Annotated in this window: 14 protein-coding genes; 5 read left to right on the top strand and 9 right to left on the bottom strand. The window is 70.0% G+C overall.

Going from position 1 to position 19,730, the window contains the following annotated elements:
- Positions 1-7 precede the first annotated feature (7 nt).
- Together ACO2RJ_RS16620 and ACO2RJ_RS16615 are read right to left on the bottom strand one after the other, a co-directional pair.
- The gene (locus tag ACO2RJ_RS16620) at positions 8-628 is read right to left on the bottom strand and encodes an alpha/beta hydrolase (RefSeq protein ID WP_423269239.1); all 621 of its coding nucleotides are present in this window, start codon (positions 626-628) and stop codon (positions 8-10) included.
- A gap of 91 nt (positions 629-719) precedes the next feature.
- Complete coding sequence (locus ACO2RJ_RS16615; RefSeq protein ID WP_423269238.1) at positions 720-1,679, bottom strand: ring-cleaving dioxygenase; 960 nt, start codon at positions 1,677-1,679, stop codon at positions 720-722.
- A gap of 168 nt (positions 1,680-1,847) precedes the next feature.
- Between ACO2RJ_RS16615 and ACO2RJ_RS16610 the strand changes: the two genes are divergently transcribed.
- Complete coding sequence (locus tag ACO2RJ_RS16610; protein WP_423269237.1) at positions 1,848-2,795, top strand: LysR family transcriptional regulator; 948 nt, start codon at positions 1,848-1,850, stop codon at positions 2,793-2,795.
- Positions 2,796-2,853: 58 nt separating this feature from the next.
- On the opposite strand, the gene ACO2RJ_RS16605 is transcribed toward ACO2RJ_RS16610, so the two are convergent.
- From ACO2RJ_RS16605 to ACO2RJ_RS16595, 3 genes are read right to left on the bottom strand one after another with little or no spacing between them, the layout of a single operon-like run.
- The gene (locus ACO2RJ_RS16605; protein WP_423269236.1) at positions 2,854-3,507 is read right to left on the bottom strand and encodes a TetR/AcrR family transcriptional regulator; all 654 of its coding nucleotides are present in this window, start codon (positions 3,505-3,507) and stop codon (positions 2,854-2,856) included.
- A 48-nt stretch (positions 3,508-3,555) separates the two neighbouring features.
- The gene (locus ACO2RJ_RS16600) at positions 3,556-6,696 is read right to left on the bottom strand and encodes an efflux RND transporter permease subunit (protein ID WP_423269235.1); all 3,141 of its coding nucleotides are present in this window, start codon (positions 6,694-6,696) and stop codon (positions 3,556-3,558) included.
- A gap of 14 nt (positions 6,697-6,710) precedes the next feature.
- Positions 6,711-7,814 carry an efflux RND transporter periplasmic adaptor subunit gene (locus ACO2RJ_RS16595; protein WP_423269234.1) on the bottom strand — a complete coding sequence of 368 codons (1,104 nt, stop codon included), beginning with the start codon at positions 7,812-7,814 and terminating at the stop codon, positions 6,711-6,713.
- A 231-nt stretch (positions 7,815-8,045) separates the two neighbouring features.
- Between ACO2RJ_RS16595 and ACO2RJ_RS16590 the strand changes: the two genes are divergently transcribed.
- Together ACO2RJ_RS16590 and ACO2RJ_RS16585 are read left to right on the top strand one after the other, a co-directional pair.
- Positions 8,046-9,290, top strand: a complete 1,245-nt coding sequence (locus ACO2RJ_RS16590) for a flavin monoamine oxidase family protein (protein ID WP_423269233.1) — start codon at positions 8,046-8,048, stop codon at positions 9,288-9,290.
- An 88-nt stretch (positions 9,291-9,378) separates the two neighbouring features.
- Complete coding sequence (locus ACO2RJ_RS16585) at positions 9,379-10,248, top strand: LysR family transcriptional regulator (RefSeq protein ID WP_423269232.1); 870 nt, start codon at positions 9,379-9,381, stop codon at positions 10,246-10,248.
- 12 nt (positions 10,249-10,260) lie between these two features.
- Here ACO2RJ_RS16585 and hyi read toward each other — a convergent pair whose 3' ends face one another.
- A complete protein-coding gene (hyi, locus tag ACO2RJ_RS16580; protein ID WP_423269231.1) occupies positions 10,261-11,037 on the bottom strand; it encodes a hydroxypyruvate isomerase in 777 nt (258 codons plus the stop codon).
- Between the two features lie 240 nt (positions 11,038-11,277).
- Between hyi and ACO2RJ_RS16575 the strand changes: the two genes are divergently transcribed.
- On the top strand, positions 11,278-14,190 hold the full coding sequence (locus ACO2RJ_RS16575; RefSeq protein WP_423269230.1) for an FAD-binding and (Fe-S)-binding domain-containing protein: 2,913 nt from the start codon (positions 11,278-11,280) through the stop codon (positions 14,188-14,190).
- A gap of 105 nt (positions 14,191-14,295) precedes the next feature.
- Complete coding sequence (locus ACO2RJ_RS16570; protein WP_423269229.1) at positions 14,296-15,081, top strand: 3-hydroxybutyrate dehydrogenase; 786 nt, start codon at positions 14,296-14,298, stop codon at positions 15,079-15,081.
- 15 nt (positions 15,082-15,096) lie between these two features.
- Here ACO2RJ_RS16570 and ACO2RJ_RS16565 read toward each other — a convergent pair whose 3' ends face one another.
- From ACO2RJ_RS16565 to ACO2RJ_RS16555, 3 genes are all read right to left on the bottom strand, one after another.
- Entirely contained in the window at positions 15,097-16,725 is a 1,629-nt protein-coding gene (locus ACO2RJ_RS16565; RefSeq protein WP_423269228.1) for a glucan biosynthesis protein, read from the bottom strand.
- Between the two features lie 155 nt (positions 16,726-16,880).
- Positions 16,881-17,015 carry a hypothetical protein gene (locus tag ACO2RJ_RS16560; RefSeq protein ID WP_423269227.1) on the bottom strand — a complete coding sequence of 45 codons (135 nt, stop codon included), beginning with the start codon at positions 17,013-17,015 and terminating at the stop codon, positions 16,881-16,883.
- 289 nt (positions 17,016-17,304) lie between these two features.
- Positions 17,305-19,527: a heavy metal translocating P-type ATPase gene (locus tag ACO2RJ_RS16555; RefSeq protein ID WP_423269226.1), complete on the bottom strand. Its 2,223-nt coding sequence runs from the start codon at positions 19,525-19,527 to the stop codon at positions 17,305-17,307.
- Positions 19,528-19,730 lie beyond the last annotated feature (203 nt).

Raw genomic sequence — 19,730 nt, 5'->3', positions numbered from 1 at the left:
GCCGTATTCAGAGCGCCGCCAGCCACGCTTGGGCGAGGGCGACGTCGCTCTGGGAGAGGCCGTGGCCGCTTGGCAGCGTGCGGTGCTCGACGGTAGCGCCCGCCGACCGAAGCGTTGCGGCGAGCCCGCTGACGTCGTCCGCCGGAACGATCGGATCCATCGCGCCGGAAAGGATCAGCACCGGCTTTCCCGTCAAATCGACTGCGGGCGGCTCACGCAGCGGCGACATGGCGCGCAGCAGCACGGCGCCGCCGAGCGCCTCTGGCCTAAGCAGCAGCATGGCCGCCGCGATGTTCGCCCCGTTCGAGAAGCCGACGGCCACGGGCGCCGCGAGCCCGTAGGCCTCGCGTGCGTCCCTGACGAAGTCGGCGAGGTCGTTCGCGCGGCGCCGGACGTCGTCTTCGTCGAACACGCCTTCCCGCAGACGGCGGAAGAAGCGCGGCATGCCGCCTTCGAGCACGGCGCCCCGCGGCGACAGCAGGGCCGCGCCAGGAGCGAGGGTCCGTCCGAGCGGGAGGAGGTCGTCCTCGTCGCCGCCGGTGCCGTGCAGAAGGAGGAGCGGCGCATGCCCGGCCTCAGTCGCCGGAACGAAGCGATGCGCATGCGAAAGGCTCTGAACAGAAAGCATGACAACTCCTATCCGCCCCCGAGGGCGCAAAAAGGCGAAGGCTCAAGGCGGGCGCCGGACGGCGCCCGCCGGATCAGCGGCGCAATCGGGATCAGGCTGCGTCGACCGACGCCGTCACCGGCGAAAGGTCGGGCAAAGCCTCTTCGATCCGGGCGCGGTGCGGCTCGAGGAACCGCGGAAGCTTCAGAGCTCCGCCCAGAGCGTCGGCGGGTTCGTCGACGGCAAAGCCGGGAACGTCGGTCGCGATCTCAAACAGCACGCCGCCGGGCTCACGGAAGTAGACCGAGCGGAAATAGTCGCGGTCTTTCTGCTCCGTGGTGCGCAGCCCGTGACCCTTCGCGAGCTTTTCGACCATCGCGGACTGCGCGGCGTCGTCTTCCGCGCGGAACGCGATGTGATGCACCGAGCCGCCGCCCGGACGCCCCGGCAGGAAGCCGCCGACCTCGTTGAGATCGACGATCCCGCCGACCGTCGTGTCGCCGGCCCTGAAGCGGGTGACGCCGCCCTCCGTCGCGACCTGCTCGAAGCCGAACACGTCGGTCAGGACGGCGCCTGTCGCCGCCGCTTTGTCGAGCATGAGCGTGACGCCGTGGAAACCGCGGATCGCGTTCTCGGCCGATACGCCGCCTCCGGTCCAGCCAGCTTCGTTCTCGGCGCCGCGGACCGCGACCAGCGCGAGCCGCATGCCGTCCGGGTCGCGGAACGGCAGCACGGTCTCGCCGAAGCGGGTCCGAGGCGCCTCGTGACTGACGGCTTGGGCGACGAAGCGTTCGGTCCAGAAGCCGAGCGCGCTCTCCGGGATGCGGAAGGCGGTCTCCTGGGTCTCGCCGACGCCGATCCTGCCCGGCGCGACATGCGCCCAGGGAAAGAAGGTGAGGATCGCGCCCGGCTGGCCGGCCTCGTCGCCATAGTAGAAATGATACGTGCCGGGATCGTCGAAATTGACCGTCTTCTTCACGAGCCGGAGCCCGAGGATCCGGGTGTAGAAATCGAGGTTGCGGCGCGCGTCGCCCGCGATCGCCGTGACGTGGTGAATGCCGTTGCGGGCCATGTCCGCCTCCAAACGCCTGGCGCGCCGTGCGCGCCGTTGCACAGAGATTTGGTGATCCCGGGCGCATGCGCACGCTCTTTCGCTTGATCTGATGCAAGTTATAATTTGCTGATGCCGATTATGTCGTGCGAACTAGAAAGCTGAAGGCCGGAAGTGGAGGGCTGCGCCGTGGTTGAACTTCTGAAGGCGCTGGCGTGGGACGACCTCAGGCTGGTGAAGGCGATCGCCGAGGCGAGGGGCATGCCGGGCGCCGCGGCGGCGCTCGAGCTGAACCTGTCGACGGTGTTCCGCAGGCTGGGACAGGTCGAGCAGGCGCTTGGCGCGACGCTGTTCGAGCGCCGCCGCGCGGGCTACCAGCTGACGCCGGCCGGCGAGGAGATGACGACGCTCGCGGCCGAGATCGACGAGAAGGTCACCGCCTTCGCGCGCCGCGTCGAGGGGCGCGCCATCTCGCCGGCGGGCGAGCTCCGGGTGGCGACCGCCGACAGCCTGCTGGTCCATCTGCTGACGCCGCTGTTCGCGCGCTTTCAGGAGGAGTGCCCGGACATCCGGCTCGACGTCGTCATCGGAAACAGCGCGCTGAACCTGACCAAGCGCGACGCGGACGTCGCGATACGGGCGACCGCGACGCCGCCGGAGAACCTGGTCGGGCGCAAGGTCGCCCGGATCGCCTGGGCGCTGTACGGGCGCGCTGCGGGGTTTCCCGAACCCGGCTTCGACGCGGCCGCCCTCGACCTTGCCGAGTTGACCTGGGTGGCGCTCGGCGAGGAGCTGGGGGATATGGCGGTGGTGAAGTTCGCGCTCGAAACCGCCCGCCCGGAGAAGCTCCGCTACCGCGCGAACACCGTGCTCGGGCTGGCCGAAGCGATCGAGGCCGGTCTCGGCGTCGGCCATCTGCCCTGTTTCGTCGGCGACGTGCGGCCATCGCTCGTGCGGCTGTCGCGGCCGGTCGCCGCGTTCGCGTCGGACCTGTGGCTCCTGACCCATCCCGACCTAAGGCAGTCGCCCCGCGTGCGGGCCTTTCTCGACGTCATGGCGCGGGAGCTCACGCGCGCAAAGCCGCTCCTCGAGGGAGACGGTTCGCTGCGCTCCTTCGACCCATCCGGCTTGGATTAAGCCTGACGACCGGGCGGCTGGCGAGCGCGGACGGGACGATCAGGGCGCTTCGACGCTGCTACCGCGAGGGCGCGGCGCCCAGTCCGCGCAGCGCGAAGGCGACGATGTCGTCAACCGATGGCTTCGGGTGATCGGCGCTCTGCGCGATCATCGCAGGGTGGCAGAAACACACCATCGACGAGTGGACGCAGAGCGCGCCGATCATGGGGTCGGACACGTCGAATTCGCCGGATTCGCGGCCTTCCGCGACGAGCGCCGCGAGGACCGTCGACACGCGCTCGATGTAGCGCTGGCACACGCTCCAGCTTTCGGCCATCGCGTCCTCGACCATGTCGTACATGCGCTTGTTGCTCATGAAGTGCTCGTCGCTCAGCCGGGCGAGCGTCCGCAGCACGGCTGCGAGCCGGTCGGCCGCCGATCCTTCGCCGGAACGCGCGATCGCCTCCAGCGTGTCGCTGATTTCCCCGAGGAGAAGTTCTGCGACAGACTCGTTGATGTCCTTCTTGCTCTCGAAGAACCGATAGACATTGGCCGGGCTCATGCCGAGCTCCGCGGCGATGTCCGCCACCGTCGTCTTGCGGTAGCCGATCGTCGTGAACAGCCGGTGGGCGACGCCCAGGATCTCGCGCCTCGTCTCGGCTCCGTCGGTTCGACGGGTCGCTGTCTGGGGCGGAGGGGTCATGCGGTCCGTGCGGGTGGTGAGATACGCCACGACATCCTTACTCCCTGCCGGCGTTGGAAAACATGAGCCTTCCGGCGGTCATGCGGCCGCCGTCTCGGGCTCGCCGGGCAGGTCGTGCGGCTCGGGGCCCGGCTCGGCGACGACGTCGGCCCGGGCGTCGAGCGAGCCGCGGAACCACAATGCGTAGAGCGCTGGCAGGAACAGCAGCGTCAGGAAGGTCGCGACGAACAGGCCGCCCATGATGGTCACCGCCATCGGGCTCCAGAACGCGCTGCGCGACAGCGGGATCATCGCGAGGATCGCGGCGAGCGCGGTCAGGACGACCGGCCGCGCGCGGCGCACCGTCGCTTCGACGATGGCTTCGCGGCGCGTATGGCCGCCCGCGGCGACGTCGCTTTCGATCTGGTCGACCAGGATGACGGCGTTGCGCATGATCATGCCGGCGAGCGCGATCAGCCCGAGCAGCGCGTTGAAACCGAACGGCTTGTCCGCGAGGTTCAGTCCGAGCGACGCTCCGATGATCCCGAGCGGCGCGGTGAGGAAGACCAGCGCGAGGCGGGAGAAGCTCTGCAGCTGGATCATCAGCAGCGTCAGCATGACCAGGAACATCACGGGGAACAGCACGAACAGGGCGGCGTTCGCCTTCTCCGATTCCTCGATCGCGCCGCCCGCTTCGATGCGGTAGCCCGGCTGGAGCCGGTCCTTGATCGGCTGCAGCGCCGGCTGGATCTGCGTCGTGACGTCCGGCGGCTGCACGCCGTCGACCACGTCCGCGCGGACGGTGATCGCCATGTCGCGATTGCGCCGCCACAGGATCGGCTCCTCGTGGACGTAGTCGAGCCGCGCGACCTGAGACAACGGCACAGCGACGCCGTCGCGCGAGACGATCGTGAGATCGCCGACATGCCCGAGATCGAGCCGCTCGCTCGGCGTCGCCCGGGCGACGACGCCGACCTGTTCGATGCCGTCGCGGACCGTGGTGACGGCGAGCCCGCTCAGCAGGGTTTGCAGCGTTTGCGAGACGTCCTGGACGTTGAGCCCGAGCGCTCGGGCGCGCTCCTGGTCGACGACGAGCCGCACGGCCGGCGACATCTCGTTCCAGTCGAGATGCGGGTCGACGACGTTCCTGTTGGCGCGCATCGCGTCGCGGACCTGATAGGCGATCTCGCGCACCTTCATCGGGTCCGGTCCGATCACTCGGAACTGCACGGGGAAGCCGACCGGCGGGCCGAAGGTGAAGCGGTCGACGCGCGCGCGGGCCTGCGCCAGCGCTCCACGCGCGATCGACGCCTCCAGCCGCGCCTTGACGCGCTCGCGGCCTTCGATCGACCGGGTGAGGATGACGATCTCCGCGAAGGCCTCGTTCGGCAATGTCGGATTGAGGCCGAGCCAGAAGCGCGGCGAGCCCTGACCGACATAGGCCGTGAAGGTCTCGATGTCGGGATCATCCTGGCCGATCAGCTGTTCGGCGTCGCCGACGACGGCCGTGGTCGCGGCGATCGAGGAGCCCTCCGGCAGCCTGAGCTGCAGGAACAGCTCCTTGCGCTCCGACAGCGGGAAGAACTGCTGCTGCACCATGCCGAAGCCGACGACCGCGACCGCGAAGATCGCGACAGTCACCAGCACTGTCGTCGCCTTCCAGCGCACGCAGGTCGCGATCACCAGGCGAAGGCCCCGGTACAGCCGCGTCTGGTAGATCGCTCCCGGATCCTCATGCGCGCCCTGCTTGGCGAGCGAGGCCGGCAGCAGCATGACTCCGAGATAGGGCGTGAAGATCACCGCCACGATCCACGACGCGACGAGCGCGATCCCGACCACCCAGAAGATGCCGCCGGCGTATTCGCCCGCGCCGGACTTCGCGAAGCCGACCGGCAGGAAGCCCGCGATCGTCACGGCGGTGCCGGTCAGCATCGGGAAAGCGGTCGACTCCCAGGCGAAGGCGGCGGCCTTCATCCGGTCGTAGCCTTGCTCCATCTTCACCACCATCATCTCGACCGCGATGATGGCGTCGTCGACCAGCAGCCCGAGCGCGATGATCAGCGCGCCGAGCGTGATGCGGTGCAGGTCCATCCCAAGGGCCGACATGACGACGAAGGTCGCGGCGAGGACCAGCGGGACCGACAGCGCGACGACCACTCCGGTCCGCCAGCCGAGCGACAGAAAGGAGACGCCGAGCACGATCGCGAGCGCCTCGACGAAGGAGCGTTCGAACTCGAAGATCGACTCTTCGACGATCTTCGGCTGGTCAGCGATCTGCTCGAAGCGCACGCCCTGCGGCACGGACGCCTCGAACGCCCGCGTCGCCGCGGCGACGTCCTCGCCGAATTTCAGGATGTTCGCGCCGCGCGCCATCACCACCCCCACGCCGAGCGCAGGTTCGCCCCGCTGGCGCACGAGGAAGTCCGGCGGGTCGACGAAGCCGCGGGTCACGGTCGCGACGTCGCCGAGCCGGAAGGTGCGGCCGCCCGCCTCGACCGGCGTCTCGGCCACCGCCTTCACGCCGTCGAGCGCGCCGGTGACCCGCAGCGGGATGCGCTGCGCTCCGGTCTCCACGACGCCGGCCGGCGTGACGTCGTTCTGGCGGGAGAGGGAATCGAAGATCGCTTGAGGCGCGAGGCCGAGCGTCGCGAGCTTGGCGTGGCTGAACTCGACGAAGATACGTTCCGGCTGAACGCCATAGAGGTTGACCTTGACGACGCCGGAGACCTTGAGCAGCCGCTGGCGCAGGCCCTCAGCGACCTTCTTGAGCTGCGCGTAGTCCGCGCCGTCGCCCGTCAGCATCGTCAAGATCGAATCGACGTCGCCATATTCGTCGTTGACTTCCGGAGCGAGCACGCCCGCCGGAAGGCTGGCTCGGACGTCGTCGAGCTTCTTGCGTATCTGGTAGAACAGCCCCGGCACTTCGGAGGGCGGCGTGTCGTCCCTGAAGGTGACCTGCATGGCCGTGAAGGACGGCTTGGCGTAGGTCGTCACCTTGTCGAAATGGGGGAGCTCCTGGAGCTTCTTCTCGATCGGGTCGGCGACCTGATCCTGCATTTCGCGGGCTGTTGCCCCCGGCCAGACGGCGGTCACCACCGCGACCTTGATGGTGAAGTTCGGATCTTCCGAGCGGCCGAGCCTCATGAAGGACAGCGTCCCTGCGAGGCCGATCGCGACGATCAGGAACAGCACGAGCGGACGGTGGGTGACGGCCCAGTGGGACAGGTTGAACCGGCGCATGTCGGCGGGCCCCGTCAGAAGGACAGGCTGTCGACGGCCTGGACCGGAAGGCCAGCGTCGAGCTTCTGCACGCCCAGCGTCACGATGCGGTCGCCCTCGGCGAGGCCGTGCGCGATCAGCGCGTCCTTCGCTTCGTAAGCCGCGACCGTCACGGGCTTCGCCGTCAGCCGCCCCTCCGGACCGACCGACCAGACGGACGGGCCGGCCCCCTGGTTGAACAGGGCCGTCATCGGCAGCCGGACGATCGGCGCGGCCGAAGGATCGGCAAGCGTCACGGTGGCGGTCATGCCGAGCCGCATCTCTGGCCCGCCCGACGGAACCGAGAATTTCGCGAGATAGGTCCGCGTCGCGGCGTCCGCCGCCGGAGACAGTTCGCGGAGCGTCGCCGTGTAGCTCCTCGTGGCGTCCGACCAGAGCACGACCTTCGCCGTAGCGCTTCGCGCGCGCTCGACCATGGCTTCGGGGATCGAAACCGCCGCTTCTTTCTCCGCGGTGCGCGCGATCCGGATCGCGACGTCGCCGACGTCCACGACCTGGCCCGGTTCGATCGAGGTCGACGTCACCACGCCGTCGGCGTCGGCCTTGAGGACGGCGTAGGAGGAGGCGTTCCGCGCCAGCGCGAGCGCGCGCTGGGCGCGGGCCAGACGGCCGCGCGCTTCTTCGGCGGCGGCGCGTCGGCCGTCCAGCGCCGAGGCCGTGGTCCAGCCCTGTTTGGACAGCGTCATCGCGCGCGTGAAGTCGGCGTCGGCCTGCGCGCGGGAGGCTGTGGCCGCGGCGAGCTCGGCCTCGGCCTGTTCGGCCTGAAGCCCCAGATCGATCTCGTCGAGGGTCGCGATCGGATCGCCGGCCTTCACGACGTCGCCGACATTGACCAGACGCTTCGCGACTTTGCCCTGGACGCGAAAGCCGAGATCGCTCTCGATGCGCGGCCGGATCACGCCGACGAAGCTCCGTTCTGCGATCCGCGGCTCGAAGGCGACGGTCCGCGTCAGCACGGGCCGGGGCGTATCCTTGGTCTCGTCCTGCGACCCGTCGGCGGGTCCGCAGGCCGTCAGCAGAGCCGCAAGGCCGGCGAGCGCCAAAGCGTGCGGCAGACTTTTCAGAACCGAACGCTTCATGACGCTTCCTTCCGAGGCAGGCGAAAGCTGCTGCGGCGACCCCGAGCCACAAGCTGGGGACGCTTCAAGCGCGGCCCGGCGACGCCGCAGCGCACACACGATCGTCCCGCTAATGATGAATGTCAATATTCATCATTAGACATTTTCGGAGGATCGCCGTCCTGAGGGATGACGGGCTAGGACCGCCCGCCACTTTCGGGGCACGGTGCGTTCGCGTGGGAGTCAGGCGGCATGTTCATGAAAAGCGAGGCCGACGTCGTCGTCATCGGCGGGGGCGCCGCAGGCGTCGCCGCTGGACGCCGCCTGCTGGAGGCGGGGCTCGACGTTCTCGTGCTCGAAGCGCGCGACCGTCTCGGAGGCCGGGGCTGGACTGTGACGGACCCTGTCTGCGGTCCGCTCGATCTCGGCTGCGGCTGGCTGCACTCCGGCGACCGCAACCCTTGGACCGGGATCGCGGAGCGTCAGGGGCGGACGGTCGATCGCACGCCGGCGCCGTGGACCCGCCGGCCTCCCGAATCAGCGTTTCCCCGTCGGCGGCATGACGCTTTCCAGCGGGCGAGCGACGCGTTTCACGTCCGACTCGACGGGTTCGCCGGGGACGAGACGGATCGGCCGGTCTCCGACGCGCTCGAGGCGGGTTGCGTCTGGAACGGGCTGATCTGCGCCGTGGGAACATACGTCAGCGGCGGCGAGTGGGAGCGCGTGTCGGCGCGCGATCTCGCGGCCTACGAGGACAGCGGGATCAACTGGCGGGTGCGCGAGGGCTATGGAACCGTCATCGCCGCTCACGGACTGGGCCTGCCCGTCGTATTCGGCTGCGCGGTCCGCCGGATCGAGCACGGCGGCCGGCGGCTCCGGATCGAGACCTCGCGGGGCGCGGTCGAGGCGGCGCAGGCGATCGTCACTCTGTCCACGGCTCTGATCGCGGAGGAGGCGATCGGGTTCCATCCCGCGCTGCCGGACAAGATCGACGCCGCGCGGGGATTGCCGCTCGGCCTCGCCAACAAACTGTATCTTCATCTCGAGAGCCCGGAGGACTTCGAGATCGACAGCCGCGCCTTCGGCCGGCTGGACCGCGCAGCCACCGGCGCCTATCACATTCGCCCCCTCGGACACCCCGTGATCGAGGCCTATTACGGCGGCTCGCTCGCAGCGGAGCTCGAGGAGGCCGGAGAGGCCGCATTCTTCGATTTCGCGCGCTCCGAACTCGTCGGCCTGTTCGGCGCGGGCATCGCTCGCCGCCTCCGCCCCTTGCCCATGAACCTGTGGCGCGCGGACCCCTTCGCGCGCGGCTCCTACTCCTACGCCTCGCCGGGGCGGGCCGAGGACCGCGCCCGCTTGGCGGCGCCGGTCGACGATCGCCTTTTCTTCGCGGGCGAGGCCTGCTCCCGCGCCTCCTACTCCACGGCGCACGGCGCTCTGCTCACCGGTCTCGCCGCCGCGGACGGGGTGCTGTCGACGCGACGCAGATCCTGAAGCGGCCCGGGCCCCGGCGCCGACCCGCTTCGGCCGGAACGCTGTTGCCGCTTCCCGCCGACGAAGCCGGCGATGTAAGCATGTCGGCATGACGCTCGAACAGCTCCGCATCTTCGTCGCCGTGGCCGAGCGCGAACACGTCACAAAGGCGGCCGCGGACCTGAACCTGACCCAATCCGCCACCAGCGCGGCGGTGGCGGCGCTTGAGGGACGCTACGCAGCCCGGCTGTTCGACCGAGTCGGCCGTCGCATCGCCCTGACCGACGCGGGACGCCTGTTCCTCGTGGAAGCCCGCGCCGTGCTCGCCCGCGCCGCCGCCGCCGAAACGGTGCTCGCCGACCTCGCCGGGCTGAAGCGCGGGCGGCTCGCGCTCGCCGCCAGCCAGACGGTCGCGAGCTACTGGCTGCCGCCGCTGATGCATCGCTACCAGGAGCGCTACCCGGGCGTCTCGGTGACGCTCGACATCGCCAACACCGAGATCGTGGCCGCCGCGATCCATGACGGCTCCGCCGACATCGGGGTGGTCGAGGGCGAGGTCGACGATCCCGCGCTCGCCGTCGCGGCCGTCGCGGAGGACGAGATGGTGCTGACCGTCGCGCCCGGGCACCCTTGGGCCGACGGACGAAAGCTCACCCCTTCCGACCTCGCGGCCGGCCGATGGGTCATGCGCGAGCGCGGGTCGGGCACGCGCGCCATTCTCGAGGCGGCCGTGGGCGGGAAGCGCCTCGACGTCGCGATGGAGCTCGCATCGAACGAGGCGGTGCGTTCGGCGGCGGAAGCGGGCGCGGGAGCCGCCGTGATGTCGCGGCTGGTCGCGGCGTCGTCGCTCGCCTCGGGCGCTCTGGTCGAGGCGACGTTCGCGCTTCCGCGACGGCGGTTCTTCACGCTTCGCCATAAGGAACGCTACGCCACCAAGGCGGCGGCCGCCTTCCTCGACCTGATCCGCGAACCGCGCTGACGTCTCTCCGCCTTAGCTTGCCGCGCGTAGCCAGCCGAGCCCGTCCTCCGTCGCGGCCGCCGGCCGATATTCGCAACCGACCCAGCCGCGATAGCCGATGCGGTCGAGATGGGCGAACAGGAAGGGGAAGTTGATCTCCCCCGTTCCGGGTTCGTGGCGGCCGGGGTTGTCGGCGACCTGCACATGGGCGATCCGGTCGATGTGCCGCTCGAGCGTCCGCGCCAGATCGCCCTCCATGATCTGCATGTGATAGGCGTCGTACTGCACGAAGACGTTGTCGGACCCGCTCGCGGTGATCAGGTCGAGCGCGTGGCGCGTGCGATTGAGATGAAATCTGGGCATGTCCAGCGTGTTGATCGGCTCGATCAGCAGCTTGATTCCGGCCTCATTGAGGACCCCCGCTGCGAAAGCCAGGTTTTCGGCGAAGGTCTCGTCCAGCGCGTGCCGGTCGGCGCCCTCGGGCGCGACGCCGGCGAGGCAATTGAGCTGATCGCAGCCGAGCGCCACGGCGTAGTCAAGCGCGCGCGCCACCCCGTCGCGGAACTCCTGTCGGCGGTCGGGAAAAATCGCCACGCCGCGATCGCCCGCCGTCCAATCGCCGGGCGGCAGATTGTGCAGCACGAGGGTCAGGCCCTCGCCACGGAGCCGCGCCGCGATCTCGGCGGCGGGCGCCTCATAAGGGAACTGGCACTCGACGGCCGAGAATCCCGCCCGCGCCGCCGCGGCGAACCGGTCGAGAAACGGCAGCTCCGTGAAGAGCATCGAGAGATTGGCGGCGAATTTGGGCATGCCGACGTGAGACCTTGCTACGGGCGCGACGGCGCGCCTCCAACGCCGCGATTGGAGCCGCGCGGGCCGGGCGGTCAAGCCGTTACGCATGCGGGAGACGGGGACCTCCGCCGATAGCGAGGACGCTCCCGCGCGCGTGAAGCCGCAAAAGACGCGGCGCGATCCGTCGTTTCGTTCTAAAAGCGGCTCCGACCGACGCGGCTAAGACGGCGGGCATGACAGGGATGCGCAAGGGTTGCGATGCACGGCGCCTTGAAGATGAACGCCCGAGACACCGGGCTCGAACGCGCGCTTGAGAACGCGCTTGAAGGAGAGGTGCGCTTCGACGCCTTCACCCGCGGCCGCTACGCCACCGACGCTTCGATCTACCAGATCATGCCGGCGGGCGTGGCCTTCCCGAAGTCCGAAGCCGACGTCCAGGCCGCGCTCACGATCGCGGCGAGCCACGGCGTTCCCGTCATCGCGCGCGGCGCGGGAACGTCTCAGAACGGCCAGCCGATCGGCGCCGGGCTGGTGCTCGACTTCAGCCGGCATTTCAACGGCCTCGTCGCGTTCGACACGGAGGCGCGGACCGCGACCGTCCGGCCTGGAATGGTGCTTGAGCATCTCAACGCCCGGGCGAAGAAGGACGGCCTGTTCTTTCCCGTCGAGCCGTCCACCGCGAGCCGCTGCACCTTCGGCGGCATGACGGGCAACAATTCGTCCGGCGCCCGCTCCCTGCGCTACGGCAAGACCGTCGACAACGTGCTCGCGATGCGGGCGCTGTTCCATGACGGCGAAGCCTTCGCGCTCGGCGACGGGCCCGTCGCGGCCAACGATTCCGTGCGCGCTCGCGACCTGATGACGAAGCTGGTGGCGCTGGCCGAAGAGCATCGGACGGACATCGAGACGATCTTCCCGAAGGTGCAGCGCCGGGTCGGCGGCTACAATCTCGACGAACTGCTGCCGGCGCGGCCGAACCTGTCGCATCTTCTGGTCGGATCCGAAGGCACGCTCGCGCTCGCGACCGAGATCACGCTCAAGCTCTCGCCGCTGCCGAAGCACCGGGCGATGGGCGTCTGCCATTTCCCGACCTTCCGCTCCGCGATGGAGACGACGCAGCATCTCGTCGCGCTCGGCCCGGTCGCGGTCGAACTCGTCGACAACAATGTGCTCGCGCTCGGGGCCGACATCCCGCTGTTCCGCCGCACGCTCGCCGACATCACCAAGGGAACGCCGAACAGCCTGCTGCTTGTCGAGTTCGCCGGCGGCGATCTCGACGATCTGAAACGCGACCTCCGGCGACTCGACCAGTGCATGGCCGACCACGGCTTCCCCGACGCGGTCGTCGAGGTGCTGGAGCCGGCGCGCCAGGCCAGTGTCTGGGGCGTCCGCGAGGCTTGCCTCAACATCATGATGTCGATGAAGGGCGACGGGAAGCCGATCTCCTTCATCGAAGACTGCGCGGTGCCGCTCGAGCATCTCGCCGACTACACCGACGCCGTGACCGCGGTGTTCGAGAAGCACGGCACGCGCGGCACCTGGTACGCGCACGCGTCCGTCGGCTGCCTACATGTCCGCCCGATCCTCAACATGAAGACCGAGGACGGCGCGAAGACCATGCGGGCGATCGCCGAGGAGGCCTGCGATCTCGTGCGCCGCTACAAGGGCTCGTTCTCCGGCGAGCACGGCGACGGCATTTCGCGGTCGGAATTCGTGGAGCCGATGTTCGGCGCGCGGCTGACACGCGCCTTCGAGCAGGTGAAGGACGCCTTCGATCCCGACAACCGTCTGAACCCCGACAAGATCGTCCGGCCGCTCCGCTTCGACGACCGCGACCTCATGCGGTTCGGGCCGGACTACGCGACGCCGGTCCCAGCCGTCCCCGCCCTCGACTGGTCGGAATGGGGCGGCTTCGGCGGCGCGGTCGAGATGTGCAACAACAACGGGACCTGCCGGAAGATGACGGCAGGGACCATGTGCCCGTCCTATCGCGTCACGCGGCAGGAGCAGCACGTCACCCGCGGCCGCGCCAACACGCTGCGGCTCGCGATCTCCGGCCAGCTCGGGGAGGGCGCCTTCACCTCCGACGAGATGAAGGAGACGCTCGACCTCTGCGTCTCCTGCAAGGGCTGCAAGCGCGACTGCCCGACCGGCGTCGACATGGCGCGCATGAAGATCGAATTCCTCAGCGCCTATCACGCCGAGCGCGGGCTGCCGTTGAAGGAACGTCTGATCGCGCATCTGCCGGCCTATGCGCCCTGGGCGGCGCGGCTGGCGCTGCTGATGAACCTGCGAGACCAGCTTCCGGGCGCCGCCAAACTGACCGAGCGCCTCCTCGGCTTCTCCGCCCGCAGGACGCTGCCGAAATGGCGCAGGCCCTGGCGGCAGACCGGCGCGCCCGCGACCCCGGACGCCGTCCAAGGCGATGGCCGCGACGTCGTGCTCTTCGGCGACACCTTCAACCGCTATTACGAGCGCGAGAACCTGGAGGCCGCCGAGCGCGTGCTCGCCGCCGGCGGCTACCGCCTTCACAAAGTCGAGCCTGCCGACGGCGGCCGGCCGCTGTGCTGCGGCCGCACCTATCTCTCCGCCGGCATGGTCGACCACGCCCGCGCCGAGGCGCGGCGGACGCTGGACGCGCTCGCGCCTTACGTGGCGAAAGGCGCCCGCGTCGCGGGCCTGGAGCCGTCCTGCCTGCTGACCTTCCGCGACGAGTTCTTCGCGCTGCTGCCGAAGGCGGAGGTCCAGCCCCTCGCCGACGCCGCGCTGCTGATCGAGGAGCTGTTGGCGACCGACATGGTCTCGGGGGCGACGACGTTGCCGCTGAAGGATCAGGGCGGTCGGGTGGCGCATCTTCACGGTCACTGCCACCAGAAGGCGTTCGACGCGATGGGCGCCGTGCAGACGGCGCTCAAGGCCGTGCCGGGACTCGACGTCCGGCCCATCGAGTCGAGTTGCTGCGGCATGTCCGGCGCGTTCGGCTACGGCGCGAAGACGATCGACGTGTCGCTGGCGATGGGGGAGCTGTCGCTGCTGCCGGCCGTCCGGAAGGCCGGCCCTGACGATCTCGTGGTCGCCGACGGCACGAGCTGTCGTCACCAGATCCACGACGGCGCCGGGCGCGAGGCGCTCCATGTCGTGCGCGTGCTCGACGCGGCGCTCGCGGGCTGAGCCGTCGAACGCGACGCGGGATTCGGCTGGAGACGGTCACGCAAAGGTTCATATTGCGTCGCGCCCCATTCCACGGCGTCTCGATCCACCTGACCGGAGTTCCGCATGAGCCTCGCTTCCAAGACCGCCCTCGTCACCGGCTCCACCAGCGGCATCGGCCTCGCGATGGCGCGCGCCTTCGCGAAGGAGGGCGCGAACGTCGTCCTCAACGGGTTCGGCAAGCCGGAGGACATCGAGACCACGCGGACCGCGATCGAGTCCGAGTTCGGCGTGAAGGCGGCCCATTCACCGGCGGACCTCACCAAGCCGGACGAGACCGAGGCGATGGTCGCACTCGCCGTCGAGCGCTTCGGCTCAGTCGACGTGCTGGTGAACAACGCCGGAATGCAGTTCGTTTCGCCGGTCGAGGAGTTCCCGCGCGAGAAATGGGATCTCATCATCGCGCTCAATCTGTCGGCGGCCTTCTTCGCGATGAAGGCTGCGATCCCGCACATGAAGAAGGCAGGCTGGGGCCGCATCATCTCGACGGCGTCGGCGCACTCGATCGTCGCCTCGCCGTTCAAGTCGGCCTATGTCGCGGCCAAGCACGGGATCGTCGGCCTGTCGAAGACGGCGGCTCTGGAACTCGCCAAGGACAAGATCACCGTCAACTGCATCTCGCCGGGCTACGTCTGGACTCCCCTGGTCGAGGCGCAGATCCCCGACACGATGAAGGCGCGCGGCATGACCAAGGAGCAGGTCATGAACGACGTCCTGCTCGCGGCCCAGCCGACCAAGGAGTTCGTCACCGTGGATCAGGTCGCGGCGCTCGCCGTCTTCCTGTGCTCGGACGCCGCCTCCAACATCACCGGCGCGAACCTCTCCATGGACGGCGGCTGGACCGCGGCCTGAAGCGCGTCGCCGCGCCTACGGCGTCGGGTGCAGCTGGTAGAGCCAGGTCTCGGTCAGGACCTCGTCGCCGACCTTGAGGTAGCAGCGCATCTCGATCGGATCGAGGCCTTCGGCGGTCAGGTCGAACTGGGCGCGCCAGTGGCCCTTGACGTCGCTCGGAACCGCTTCGGCGAAGACGTAGGAGAAGGTCCCGCGCGAGGACCACAGCACGGGCTCGACCGTCTGGCCGTAGGGGATGTTCTCGAGCGGGCCGCCGAGGAACTCGACCATGAATTTGCGCACGCCCTTTGGCCGCGGCAGGCCGGGCTGGCCGCCGCGGCCGAGCCGGGTCGCCACGCAGCGGCCGAGCGCGCCGGGGAATGGCTCCGCGTCCTGCCAGTAGAGCTTGTAGGCGAGAGAGACGGTCGAGCCGGCCTTTGATGGCGCCGCCGGCAGCCAATAGGCGACGATGTTGTCGTGGATCTCGTCGTCTGTCGGAAGCTCGACGAGCTGGACCGCGCCCTTGCCCCAGTCGCCGACCGGCTCGACCCAGGTCGACGGGCGGTCCTGGTAGCGCACGCCGTCCTCGTAATTGGCGTAATTACGGTCCCGCTGCAGCAGGCCGAAGCCGCGCGGGCGCTCGTCGGCGAAGGTCGACGTCATGATGCTGGGCGGGTTGTTGAGCGGACGCCAGATGCGCTCGCCCGCGCCGGTCCACATCGCGAGCCCGTCGGAATCATGGACCTCCGGCCGCCAGTCGATCAGGAAGGGCTTCGCGGTTTCCGAGTACCAGTACATCGAGGTCAGCGGCGCAAGGCCGAGCCGGACGATGTCCTTGCGCATCGTGACGGCCGCTTCGATCTCCATCAGTGTGCCGCCGGTTCGCCGGATGAGGAAGCGGAAGGCGCCGGAGAGCGATGGTCCGTCGAGCAGGGCGTAGACCGTGACCGGCTCGCCGTCAGCCTTCGCGGGTTCGAACCAGAACGACACGAAATCCGGAAACTCCTCCGCGGCGCCGGGCTCGGGGAACAGCGCGACGCCGCGCGCCGACATGCCGACCTGGCCCTTCTCGCCGATCGCGCGGAAATAGGAGGCCCCCAGGAAGGTCGCGAACGGCTCGCGGGTCTTCCAGTCGCCCTTCTCCGTCACCTGATCCTTCGCCTCGCGCACCCAGAAGCCGGCGAAGGCGGAGGGCTCGGGGCCGAGGCCGCGCGCCACGCTGTCGGCCGGCATGTCGAACAGCCCGGGATCATAGAGGATCTCGCGCGACTGGCCGTCGGCGACCGCGTGCATGCGCACCGTCTTCTGGAAGAACTGGCCGACATGCATGAAGGTGATGGGATAGGCGCCGGCGCTCTCGCCGTAGAGCGCATGGTCCGGCTTGAACTTGAGCTTGCCGTGCGCGTCGTAGTCGATGCGCTTGACGATCTCGGGGTTCGGACGCGCCGGCTCCTTGTAAGGCTTGGAGGCGAGATCCTTCGCGAAGGCCTTGAGCGTGTCGTACGAAAACGCCTCCGGCGGGCCGAAGCGCAGTCGGTCGGTCCCTTGGGCCCGTGCCGTTCCGCCGAGCGCGAGCGCCGCCTGCGCCGCAAGCCCGAGCTTCATGAGCGCGCGGCGGTCGAGCAGCGAGACGGATCGGGCGTCGGGCGAAGGCCGGCGGGTCATGGGATCGTGCTCGCGAAGTCCGCGGGAAGGAACGGCCGGGCGCGCGGACACGCCGCGCTTCGGGGCGAATGCCGGCGAAGCGCGGTGAAAGTATGGTCGAGCCGTCGCGCGGTCCAGCGCCAACGGCTTCTTCCGTCAATATGAAGGCGTGCGGCTTAGCGCCCGTAGGCGTCGTGAGCGATCATCGACGCAGGGCCGGCGGCGCTGGCGGAGGCGGGTTCGCTCATCGGGAGGGCGGCGGCCCCGGCGACGACGAAGAGGATCGATGAAACGAAGATCACGACGCGCATGACAGAGACTCGATTCTTACGCAGAGCCCTAGTTTCGGGCCGCGATCCCTAACAATCCGAATATGAACGCGGAACTGCCCAAACGGTTTCATCGGCCGCGCATATCCTGCGCCGGCGGCTTTGTAGCCGCCCAAGTCCTAAGAGAATCAGCGCAATCCGCATCTCGCGCGTAACCTTCCGTCGACCAAGAACGGCGCTGATGGCCCCGGCTCGTTGCCCATCGGCCACACAGGTCCCGCGGGTCCAAGGTCGCAGGCGCCGACACCCAGGGTCCCGGCCGGCCGCGACCCTAGTCGGTCGGTCGCCAGCGCGACAGACGAAGCGCGTTGAGCACGACGCTCGCGGACGACAGCGCCATGGCGGCGCCAGCGATCGACGGCGACAGATTTCCAAAGGCCGCCAGCGGCAGGCCGACCAGATTGTAGACGAAGGCCCAGGCCAGATTCTGCCGGATGGTCGACACCGTACGGCGGGCGAGCGCGAGCGCCGCCGGCGCGAGTCCCGGATCCGGCCTCAGCAGCGCGACGCCTGCGCTTTCGAGCGCCACGTCGGCGCCGCCGCCCATCGCGATGCCGAGGTCGGCCGCCGCCAGCGCCGGCGCGTCGTTGACGCCGTCGCCGACCATGGCCACCCGCTTGCCTTCGGCCTTGAGGCGCTGGACGGTCGCGAGCTTGTCGGCCGGCCGCGCGCCGGATTCGACCCGCGCAATCCCGACGGCGCGGGCGATCTCGGCGGCGGCCTCCGCGCTGTCGCCGGTCAGCATGACGACCTCGACGCCCTGATCGGCGAGCCTGCGGACCGCTTCGGCGGCGCCGGGCCGGGCCGCGTCGGCGAAGGCCAGGACCCCTTTGGACCGGCGCCCTTGCGAGACGCCGACGACGGTGCGTCCGAGCGCGGCGTGTCGGGCCAGCAGCTCCTCGATCGGAGCGGTGTGGGCGCCGGCGTCCCCCAGGAGCCGGACGCTTCCGATCGCGACGCGGTCGCCGGCGACCTCTCCGGTCACGCCCTCGCCCGGATGGGCGCGAATCGCGTGCGCTTGCGGGATCGTGAGCCCCTGGCCTTCGGCGGCCTCGACCACGGCGCGGGCCAGCGGATGCTCCGAACCGCGCTCCACCGCCGCCGCCAGCGCGATGAGCCCCGCGCCGTCGCCGTCGAGCGCGTCGGAGGCGACGAGCGCCGGCCGGCCGGCGGTCAGCGTGCCGGTCTTGTCGAAGATGACGGCGTCGATCCGGGCGGCCCGCTCAAGGGCGTCGATGTCGCGCACGAGCAGCCCGGCCTTCGCGCCCGCCCCGACGCCTGCGACGAGCGCCGCTGGCGTCGCGAGGCCGAGCGCGCAAGGGCAGGCGATGACGAGCACGGCGATCGCGTGGCCGAGGGCCGCGCCCGCCCCGGCGCCCGCGATCAGCCAGCCGGCGAAGGTCGCTGCCGCGATCGCGAGAACCACGGGCACGAAGATCTCGGTGATGCGATCGACCAGCCGCTGCACCGGCGCCTTGGCGAGTTGCGCGCGCGCGACCAGCCGGCCGATGCGGGCGGGCGTCGCGTCCTCTCCGACGGCCGTCGCCTCGATGACGAGGAAGCCGGAGCCGTTGAGCGACCCTGCCGTCACCGCGTCGCCGGCGGCCTTCGCGATCGGCCGGCTCTCGCCGGTGATCAACGCTTCGTCGAGCGCGCTTTCGCCCTCCACGATCCGGCCATCGACGGGAAGCCGCTCGCCTGGCCGCACCAGCACGACGTCGCCCACGGCGAGGGCCTCGACCGGCGCCTGCTCCTCGCGGCCGTCGGCGGTCCGGCGGCGGGCGGTCGCGGGCGTGAGCTTGCCGAGCGCCGTGAGCGCGGCGCTTGCGCCGACCGTCGCGCGCGCCTGCAGGAGATTGCCGAGCAGCACGAAGCCGAGCACCGCGACCGAGGCCTCGAAATAGAGCGCGCCGTCGCTCCCTGAAAGCACCTGCGCCGCGCTCCAGAGAAAGGCCGCGCTCGTCCCGAGAGCGACCAGCACGTCCATGTTGGCGGCCCCGCCGCGGAGCGAAGCCCAGGCGCCTTTGTAGAACCGCCAGCCGACCAGCGCCTGCACGGGCGTCGCCAGAGCGAGCTGCAGCCAGCCCGGCAGCAGGTCGTGAGCGCCCGCCGCCATGCCTGCCATCTCGACCAGGAACGGCGCGGCGAGCGCGGCGGTCATGACGAGGAGGCCGACCACCCTCCGCTGGTCGGCGGCCCGCGCTGCGGCCCGCGCCTCGTCGGCGAGGCGACGCTCGGCGGCGCTCGCCGGGCGGACATGCGCCTCATAGCCGGCCCGTTCGACGGCCGCGACCGCAGCCTCCGGGTCGGCGGGGCCGGCGAAAACGACGTCGGCGCGCTCCAGCGGCAGGTTGACGGCGGCGGACGCTATCCCCGGCGTCGCGCGCAGCACCTTCTCCACGCGCGCCGCGCAGGCGGCGCAATGCATGCCTTCCACGTCGAGCGTGAGGGTGGCCGCGTCCGCGAAGGTCTGCGCCGGTTCGTGTCGTGTCATGAAAGATATCCTGCCGACGCCTTAGATGCGCGGAGGTTCCGGCCAGAACAAGGCGCGTCGCGCTTGCCGCGGACGCGCAGGTGCGGCATCGTCCCGGCCGCCCGCCGCCGCTGATGGCGGCCGACAGCATCCGCGTCCCGAGCCCCGATGGAGGTTTCGCGCCGCCTGCGCTCAAGTATCGCCACGGGCCCGCCCGCGGCGCG

It is taken from the genome of Hansschlegelia sp. KR7-227 (assembly GCF_049446035.1).
Lineage (GTDB): Bacteria > Pseudomonadota > Alphaproteobacteria > Rhizobiales > Methylopilaceae > Methylopila.
This window is presented reverse-complemented; position numbering and strand designations above follow the sequence as displayed.

What these genes read in the sequence shown, in the direction of transcription:
- ACO2RJ_RS16560 (WP_423269227.1), bottom strand. Translation starts at nt 17,015, where the DNA reads ATGCGCGTCGTGATCTTCGTTTCATCGATCCTCTTCGTCGTCGCCGGG.
- hyi (WP_423269231.1), bottom strand. Translation starts at nt 11,037, where the DNA reads ATGCCCAAATTCGCCGCCAATCTCTCGATGCTCTTCACGGAGCTGCCG.
- ACO2RJ_RS16555 (WP_423269226.1), bottom strand. Translation starts at nt 19,527, where the DNA reads ATGACACGACACGAACCGGCGCAGACCTTCGCGGACGCGGCCACCCTC.
- ACO2RJ_RS16590 (WP_423269233.1), top strand. Translation starts at nt 8,046, where the DNA reads ATGTTCATGAAAAGCGAGGCCGACGTCGTCGTCATCGGCGGGGGCGCC.
- ACO2RJ_RS16620 (WP_423269239.1), bottom strand. Translation starts at nt 628, where the DNA reads ATGCTTTCTGTTCAGAGCCTTTCGCATGCGCATCGCTTCGTTCCGGCG.
- ACO2RJ_RS16595 (WP_423269234.1), bottom strand. Translation starts at nt 7,814, where the DNA reads ATGAAGCGTTCGGTTCTGAAAAGTCTGCCGCACGCTTTGGCGCTCGCC.
- ACO2RJ_RS16600 (WP_423269235.1), bottom strand. Translation starts at nt 6,696, where the DNA reads ATGCGCCGGTTCAACCTGTCCCACTGGGCCGTCACCCACCGTCCGCTC.
- ACO2RJ_RS16615 (WP_423269238.1), bottom strand. Translation starts at nt 1,679, where the DNA reads ATGGCCCGCAACGGCATTCACCACGTCACGGCGATCGCGGGCGACGCG.
- ACO2RJ_RS16570 (WP_423269229.1), top strand. Translation starts at nt 14,296, where the DNA reads ATGAGCCTCGCTTCCAAGACCGCCCTCGTCACCGGCTCCACCAGCGGC.
- ACO2RJ_RS16565 (WP_423269228.1), bottom strand. Translation starts at nt 16,725, where the DNA reads ATGACCCGCCGGCCTTCGCCCGACGCCCGATCCGTCTCGCTGCTCGAC.
- ACO2RJ_RS16575 (WP_423269230.1), top strand. Translation starts at nt 11,278, where the DNA reads ATGCACGGCGCCTTGAAGATGAACGCCCGAGACACCGGGCTCGAACGC.
- ACO2RJ_RS16585 (WP_423269232.1), top strand. Translation starts at nt 9,379, where the DNA reads ATGACGCTCGAACAGCTCCGCATCTTCGTCGCCGTGGCCGAGCGCGAA.